At 70.9% G+C, this 3,902-nt stretch carries 3 protein-coding genes and 1 pseudogene; 1 reads left to right on the forward strand and 3 read right to left on the reverse strand.

All coding sequences use genetic code 11. The annotated features are described in order from the left end of the window. Together U9R90_RS34110 and U9R90_RS34115 are read right to left on the reverse strand one after the other, a co-directional pair. A pseudogene (locus U9R90_RS34110) lies at nt 1-305 on the reverse strand (membrane dipeptidase); the annotation flags it as partial. Nucleotides 306-464: 159 nt separating this feature from the next. Further along, a complete protein-coding gene (locus tag U9R90_RS34115; protein ID WP_411061184.1) occupies nt 465-1,736 on the reverse strand; it encodes an LCP family protein in 1,272 nt (423 codons plus the stop codon). 120 nt (nt 1,737-1,856) lie between these two features. Between U9R90_RS34115 and U9R90_RS34120 the strand changes: the two genes are divergently transcribed. Beyond that, complete coding sequence (locus U9R90_RS34120; RefSeq protein WP_411061186.1) at nt 1,857-2,408, forward strand: acyl-CoA thioesterase; 552 nt, start codon at nt 1,857-1,859, stop codon at nt 2,406-2,408. 43 nt (nt 2,409-2,451) lie between these two features. Here the strand turns inward: U9R90_RS34120 and U9R90_RS34125 are convergent. After that, the coding region (locus U9R90_RS34125; RefSeq protein ID WP_411061188.1) for an LCP family protein at nt 2,452-3,902 on the reverse strand (1,451 nt) is incomplete at its 5' end.

The following is a 3,902-nucleotide window of genomic DNA, read 5'->3' on the forward strand; positions in this document are numbered from 1 at the left end:
TGGGGGGGGCCGCCCGCGCGGGCGCCACGGTCGTCCGGCACCCGCAGCGACCAGAACATGGCGCCGACCCGGCCGGCGCGCAGCCGGGGCAGATCGGTGTGCAGGCCGCTCTCGCCGAGCTTGAGGTCGTAGAAGGAGAGCCGCCGCAGCGCCGCGGCCAGTCCGCTGCACCCGTCGGCGACGGGGTGCGCGGCGAGCAGCTCGCGGGCCTGGTCGAGGCCGGGCGGTCGGTCGGCGGCAGGATCGGGCGTGTCGAGCTGGCCGACCTCGCCTGGTGCGTGCGCTGCGTCCTGTAGATCTGCCATGACGGGGGCTCCGGACCTTGACTGCGGCGGCGTGCTGCCACCGTAGGCACGGGAGGGCCGGAGGTTCGCGGCGGGCGAGGCGTTCGGGGTACGGGATACGAGGTACGGGATACGAGGTACGGGATACGAGGTACGGGCCCTGCGCGATCCTGGGGACGGTCAGTTCCCCGTGACCGTGACCTTCTCGTCGTTGTTGAGCTGCTTCACCAGCTGTTCGACCTTGGCCTTGTCCCAGACCAGGTTGGATCCGTTGTTGCCGGAGATCGGCATGTTCATCGAGGTGCCGTCGCCGCCCGTGACGCCCTTCATCGCCCAGAACATCTCCGCCAGGTCGAACAGGCCCATGTCCTTGTCGACGATCAGCGTGTCCAGACCCGCGCTCATCGTCGGGTAGAGCTTGAACGGGTTGAGCACGGTCGACGGGGTCGCGGTCTGGCTGGCCAGGGCGGACAGGAACTTCTGCTGGTTCTTGGTGCGGTCCAGGTCGCCGCCCTGCAGGCCGTAGCGCTGGCGTACGAAGGCCAGGGACTGCTCGCCGTTGAGGGTGTGCTTGCCCGGCTCGAAGTCGGAGCCGGACTTCTTGTCCTTCATCTTCTGGTCGATCTGGATCTCGACCCCGCCGACCGCGTCCACGATGCTCGCGAAGCCGCCGAAGCCGATCTCCGCGTAGTGGTCGATGCGCAGCCCGGTGTTGGCCTCGACGGTGCGCACCAGAAGCTCGGGGCCGTCCATCGCGTAGGCGGCGTTGAGCTTGGTGGTGCCGGCCCTGGCCGGGAAGAGCTTGCCGGACTCGGAGCCCTTGAACGACGGGATCCGCACATCGGAGTCGCGCGGCAGCGAGATCATGGTGTTCCCGTTGTCGCCGACGTGCAGGATCATCATCGAGTCCGTGCGCTTGCCCTCGGCGGAACCGGTGCGCAGCCGCTTGCGGTCATCGGCGGACAGGCCCTCGCGGCTGTCCGAGCCGACGATCAGGTAGTTGGTGCCCTTGCCGCCGTCGGGGCGCTCGATGACCTTGGAGAGGTCGACCTCGCGGTTGAGCTTGGAGTCGGCCCAGAAGTACGTGCCGACGGTGGTGGCGAGGACGACGACCACCAGGACCAGCGCACCGATCTTGATGCGGCGGCGCCAGTCGGGGGCGGGCCTGCCGGTGGGCCGCGGGCCGTGGCCGCCGCCGTTTCCGGCGCCGTTTCGGCCGCCGCCGCCGTAGACCTGGCCCGTGTTGTAGCCGTCGTCGCCGCCGTACGCGTCGTGCTGCCCGTACGTGGGCTGCGGCGGGACCGCGCCGCCACCGCTCTGCGGCGGTGCGGCGGGGCGGGCGTCGCGCTGGACGTGGCGCATCACGCGGGCGCCTTCCGGCTGTGAGCTCGCACTGCCGCGGCCGTAACCCTGACCACGGTTCTCGGTCCGCCCCTCGGGCCAATCGTTCATGTGAACCAGTGTGCAGGGCCGGTCAAGCCGCTCGGCAAGGTCCGGAGGGGTTTCGGACCACGGCTGTTGCAGAGCTGATGCAATGCGGCCCGGTGTCCGGCCCGGCATAGGGTGGACCGTATGACAGACCAGGCCTCCGTCCCCGATTCGGACATCCCCGGCAAGCCCACCTCAGCTTCCCGCACCACGCTCAGCCACATCATGACGCACAGCGACACCAACCTCCTGGGTACGGTGCACGGCGGCGTGATCATGAAACTGGTGGACGACGCCGCGGGCGCGGTGGCAGGCCGCCACTCCGAAGGCCCCGCGGTCACGGCGTCGATGGACGAGATGGCCTTCCTGGAGCCGGTCCGCGTCGGCGACCTCGTCCATGTGAAGGCCCAGGTCAACTGGACCGGCCGGTCCTCCATGGAGGTCGGCGTACGGGTGCTCGCCGAGCGCTGGAACGAGTCGACCCCGGCCACCCAGGTCGGCTCCGCCTACCTGGTCTTCGCGGCCGTGGACACCGAAGGCAAGCCCCGTATGGTCCCCCCGGTGATCCCGGAGACCGAGCGCGACCAGCGCCGCTACCAGGAGGCCCAGATCCGCCGCACCCACCGGCTGGCCCGCCGCCGCGCCATCAAGGAGCTGCGCGAGAAGCGTGTGTCGGAGGGGCTCGACGGGGACTGACGGTCCTCGGTGACGTGGCCGCGGGCGGCCGCACCCCGGTCTCTCAGCCGCACACCACCTGGTCCCCCGTGCTCGCCCCGAACTCCCCCCGGTTCGCGTTCTTGGCCCGCACCCGCGTCACCTTCTCGAAGTCGGCGCCCGCGATCACCCGCAGCACCGCGCCCTGCCCCTTCACCGCCTGCAGCTCGCTGCCCGGCAGTGCCGTGGCCAGGGACTTCGCCGAGCGGTCCCAGCGCGGGTCGTAGGCCACGACCGTACGGCGGACATCGCGTCGCTCGGCGTTGCCGGGGGCCTTGGTGGTCTGGAAGCCGGTGGCGCGCAGGGCGCTGTCGACCCGCTTGGCGAGGCCCGGCGTCTTGGTGCCGTTGTCGACCTGGACCCGGATCTGCCGCGGGGAGACCTCCACCGGGACGACCTTGGTCTTCACCTTCAGCGGGGCCAGCGGGCGGTCCTCGCGGAGGGTCCTGAAGAGCTTCGCGGACTTCTTCGGGTGCCACTTCAGGGTGGAGCCGACGCCCTTGACCTGGTGGCCCATCGTGCCGATCGGCACCGTGGTGAACTCGGACGACGCGGGGGAGAAGCCGCGCATCGCCCGCCCGAGGTCGAGCATCTCGTCGGTGCCGAAGCGTTTGTCCGCGCGGACCGAGCCGAGCACGGTCTTGGACACCTTGCGGAACTTCACCGGGTTCAGCAGCACCCCGGACGAGGTGGCCTTGGCGATCAGTGCGGCCATGAAGCGCTGCTGGCGCTGCATCCGGCCGAGGTCCGACGCCCCGTCGACGTACCGCGAGCGTACGTACTGCAGGGCCTGGCCGCCGGACAGCTGGTGGGTGCCCGCGGCCAGGTCGAGGCCGGTGTGCGAGTCCTTCATCGGCTCGGCGTTGCAGATCTCGACGCCGCCGACCGCGTCCACGGTCTTCATGAAGCTGGTGAAGTCGACCTCTAGGTAGTGGTCGATCTTGAGTCTTGTCATGCGCTCCACGGTGCGCACCGTGAGGTTCGGGCCGCCCTCCGCGTAGGCGCTGTTGAGCTTGATGGGGTGCGCCTGGTGCCGCTCGCGGGAGTTCTGGTCGGTGTGCGCGGGCGCCACCGCGTAGGAGTCCCTGGGCAGGCTGACGACGCTGGCGCGGCGGCGGTCCGCCGAGAGGTGCACGATCATGATCGTGTCGGTGCAGTGGCAGGGCGCGCCGCCGAGGCGGTACTCCTTGCGCTCCTGCTCGCTGATCTTGTCGCGGCCGTCGGTGCCGACCAGCAGGAGGTTCATGCCGCCGCCCGCGCCCGGCCGGTTCTTCATGTCCTTGAAGGGGTCCACGCGGGCGATGCCGGTGTCCAGACTGGTCACCAGCGCATGCCCGATACCGGCCGCCGCGAGCACCACCACCGAGAAGCCGGTCGCCACCCGCCTGGCCCAGCGGGGCCGCGGTGGCCTGCGCCGCCGCCCCGTCGACGGCCGCCCCGTCGACGGCTGCCCCGTCGACGGCCGCCCGGGCCGCC

The organism is Streptomyces sp. E11-3 (assembly GCF_046540415.1).
In the GTDB taxonomy this organism is placed as follows: domain Bacteria; phylum Actinomycetota; class Actinomycetes; order Streptomycetales; family Streptomycetaceae; genus Streptomyces.

Coding starts and splice junctions, on each gene's coding strand:
- U9R90_RS34115 (WP_411061184.1), bottom strand. CDS start 1,736: ATGAACGATTGGCCCGAGGGGCGGACCGAGAACCGTGGTCAGGGTTAC.
- U9R90_RS34120 (WP_411061186.1), top strand. CDS start 1,857: ATGACAGACCAGGCCTCCGTCCCCGATTCGGACATCCCCGGCAAGCCC.